This is a genomic window from Brevundimonas sp., from assembly GCF_044239655.1.
GTDB lineage: Bacteria > Pseudomonadota > Alphaproteobacteria > Caulobacterales > Caulobacteraceae > Brevundimonas.
The window spans coordinates 1-3,982 of sequence record NZ_JBIIAY010000245.1; the positions used below are offsets into that span (position 1 = coordinate 1).

The following is a 3,982-nucleotide window of genomic DNA, read 5'->3' on the forward strand; positions in this document are numbered from 1 at the left end:
ACGCAGATTATGTACCACCACCGCCCAAAGTTAAAAAAGGAAAAGCCCGCGCCGTTCACTTAATTAAGTGCATACGCGACGACTTGCTTTTTTACACTGACAATCCGGCGGAGTTTTCGCCCGAGTATTTTTACGACCTGTTGCGCTGCGCTGACGAAGCATTGGAGAATTTAACGTGACTGACTGGCCCGACGATCTTGACCCCGGTTCATTGACGGGCCTTGCCTTGCAAGCCTTGCACTGGCAAGCGCAATGGCCATTTCCCCCGCCTACTGGCCCCACGCCTTGGACAGCCGCACAAGAGCGCGAACACGCCAAGCAACAGCGCGAACAATTGCCCGAGGCTCCACTATGATGGCTTTGGCGGCGGTAGTTGCCGCGATACTGGCGGTAATCTTAAAACTATAAAAAAGGCCCCTCACGGGGCCTTCTTCATTTCACCCTCACCAGAGGGTTTGCAGGGGGTTCTTCCACCATGTCCCGCAGGTCTGACTTAGCCATCTCGACCATATCAGGCGCAACAAAAATGTGTTTTTTGTTGTCGTACCTGCGCGACTTCAAGCGCCCCATGTCCACCCATCCGGCCTCTTTAAGGGCGTGCAGCAGGGCAGGTTGTACGATTTTCACATTTCCCTGCACAAGCCCCTGCAAACGATCGCAGAGGGCGTGCCACGGCGCACCGACCACACCCTTAGAGAATTCGCCTAAGCGGTTTCGCATCAAGTCAACGAGGAACGATTCAGCGCCAGACATACCGGCTTCTACCATTATGGCCTTGGCCTCGGTCAACATGGGCGTGGCTCCAGGCGCAAACGCTGACACATCACGGGCGTGTAGCCAAGCCGCCACTGCCGACTTGCCACCACTGTTAAGCCATGCCCACATGATCGCACCCTCCTCGTCAGTCATGCGCGGCGCGTCCGACCAGACCACGAACCAACGGCGGTCATCTGAGGGCAGGTTAATGGCCACACGCTCGTTACTGAACGCGATCACTTGCAGGCGGTTGACCAACTCATAAGGGGCCAAGCCCTTGCGGTTAACTGACAAGAACTCAGGAGGCGCAGCAATCAGGGGCTTGAGGGTGTTCTCAAGGGAACGGCGGTCTTTGGCCTCAGACTGGCGCAACTCGTTGACCACCATAATCTCGGCTTCAAGGGCATAGCCCCATTGAGACGCGATTTCTTCGTTACGCACAAGGGAGACATTCTTCAAGGATTCGCCGCCAACGGCGTAAAAGAATGGTGCCCACATGGTGTCCTTGCCACTGCCAGGGTTGCCGCCATGCAGCACTGCGTGATTGATCTTGCGGTTAGGGTGTTGCACCTTAAAGGCCATCACATCCAGCACATGGGCGCGTTCTTTAGCGTCAGGGACCATGCGCTCAACATGGGCCAGCCACGGCTGGACATTACCTGCAACAGGTACAGGCCGCGCATCGCGCCAGCGGTTGCCGTACACGATGCCATCACGGGCGCAGAGGATGGACTCACCCGCAGCATAGGTGACACCCTTCAGAATACGAGCGCCTTTCTTCTGGCGGTTTTCATCAAAACAGGTAGCAGCCTCAATCTTGGGCTTTTTTACGCCGTGGATGCTATGGCAGGCGATATGGCGAAAGATCGCGTTAAACGATTGGCGCGACACCTCATGGCGCTCGGCCAAGTCGAAAAACGCGTCGTCGTCTTGCAAGTAGGCGAAACGCTCATACCAGCCGTCTTTTTCAAGGCGGCCCAACTCTTTGCGCTCGACCTCGGCCACGATCTCAGCCGCCACATCAGGGAACTCGGCCGTCGGGGTCAGCTTGCCAAGCGTTGAATTCATCACTTGCTGAAGCAACTCCTCACGCAGCCCAGGTGTATGCGCTGGGCCACCATTGTCGGCCACCCACTTCAGGAACACGGACGAATCAAGCTCAAGGCAATGCGAATGCAGGCAGCAGTAAGCGCGATTGGCGGGCAGGTAGCGGCCTTCGGGGTTGCCATCGCTGTGCTGGGCGCTGTTGGGGCAGATCACGCCAGCCCAGCCCTCTTGGTTAGGGCGCGACAGCAGCAGGCCGTTGTCAGAAAGCCACACCATCACATCGTCTGTGCCATCGTCCGAGATACGGATCGGACGGAACACATCGCCTGTGTCGGCGCTGGGCGTTACTTCAAGGGCAGCGCATATCTGGGGCAAAGTGAAGTCGCGTTCGGGGTGAAACTCGACCAGCACAGACTTAAAAAGATCACGACCCGGCTTTAGGTTCACGCTACCAGGCAGACGAAAGTTACGCACCGCATTGATCGCGCCGGGGTCGGTGTAGCCCGCGTCGGCGATCGCCTTGATGGCGGCGGTGTACTCGGCTTTGGTAGGTTGTTCGCTGAACACATAGCCCCACTGAAACGACCCCTCGGATGTCTCCATCTTCCATGTCGGCTCAATGGGCGGCACTTTGGCCTTCGTGCCCACATCGTCCAGCACCATCACCAGCACATACTCGCAGTTGACGGCGCTGGCGCTGACATGGCCATCCTTGAAACGATCAACGATAAACGACGCGGTGTTGCCGTAGATGGCCCAATCGGGCTTGATCTTGGCGTCTGGCAGCATGGCAGGCCAAGTGGCCTTGATAGCCCCATCAGCGTGAAACTGATATTGGCCGTCTTTAAGTTGTGGTTTTTGACGCACAACAAGGAAAGTTTCGCCCTCTGGGGCTAATTTTGTGAGAAAATCGAGCAAGTTGCTTCTCCTTCAGTTGGAACTTTGGCCCCCGTCTAATCCACGGGGGCTTTCTTTTTTACGAGTATCGGGTTGTCGTGACACCTTCGGCGGCAAGTGGCAGGCCAATGGCCCAATCGGGGGGCGTGCACATGACTTTATGCACACGCTGGGCTACCGATTCTGCCTGATCTTTTGGACACTCAACAACAATTTCGTCGTGGACATGACCGATCACTTCGGGTATATGTCTCATGGCGTATCGCAGCAAATCATGGGCTGTCGCCTGCACGACATTCTCACAAGCCAGACCACGCCACAGACGGGCGCGGGGCCATTCTTTGGCATCAGCAGCAGGCTTCCACGCGGCCTTGGTATAGGTAACATTGCCCTCCTCGTCAAACTTGGCGTTGGGGTAACACAGCACACGGCCAGAGGGCAGCGAGTACCATAAGGTCTGGCCATCGAACAGGTAAACGATCCGGCCAGCCTTGAACTCACGATTCTTGTGGCGCATGGCCCGCAGGTAGGCGCTCTCAAGCTGCTGCCCATGCGCCTGCGCCCAAGGGTTGGCCCTGCGCCAGCCGTCCACGGCCCGCTGCACCTCTGAACCCGTCAGGCGCACGCCGTAGATGCGACCGAAAGTCTCGAACGCTCCAGCGCCGCCCAAGAACCCAAGGGCCAACTCTTGCACTTTGCCAATCTGGCGCATATCGCTGCGGCCCTCGTCATGCTCGGCCTTGATGTGGTCGTAGGGCAGGCGAAAGGTGGCCGAAGCGTTGACGATGTAAGGGTCAAGGCCCGAACGGAACACGTCCAGTTTGGCCTCACCTGCTGGGCAGTTAGACAGCCACGGATGCACACGGCCCTCGATGGCCGACCAGTCGTAGGAGATCAGGACGTTGCCAGGTGCGGCCACGATGGCCGGGCGCAGCATCTTCTTCAAAACGTCAGTAATGCGTTTCTCGAATCGTGGCACGATTTCATGGCCTCGAACCATTGCTGCGCGGATGGCGTCCGGGTCTTTAGCGCTTTTACGCGGGAGATTATGGACTTGAGCGCCGTACGAGGAAGCTCTCCCTGTCGCACTGCCTCCAGCAAAAACGAAGGCACCTCTAACTCTGGCGTCTTCCTCGTCTGCCAGACTCGCAAGGCGGCTGAACTTCGCAACCGACGACGCCCAGAGGTCATCGGCGCACTGTATAACGTCGGCAACAGCGGGCGGTATCTCATCGGGGTCCTCCATCGCAAGCAAGTTAGCCCGCACAGTTTTGTCAATCGA

At 57.6% G+C, this 3,982-nt stretch carries 1 protein-coding gene and 1 pseudogene; both read right to left on the reverse strand.

Annotated features, from left to right (window positions below):
- Positions 1 to 432: 432 nt before the first annotated feature.
- Entirely contained in the window at positions 433 to 2,721 is a 2,289-nt protein-coding gene (locus ACILQR_RS17415) for a DUF5906 domain-containing protein (protein WP_395652625.1), read from the reverse strand.
- Positions 2,722 to 2,779: 58 nt separating this feature from the next.
- A pseudogene (locus tag ACILQR_RS17420) lies at positions 2,780 to 3,982 on the reverse strand (hypothetical protein); the annotation flags it as partial.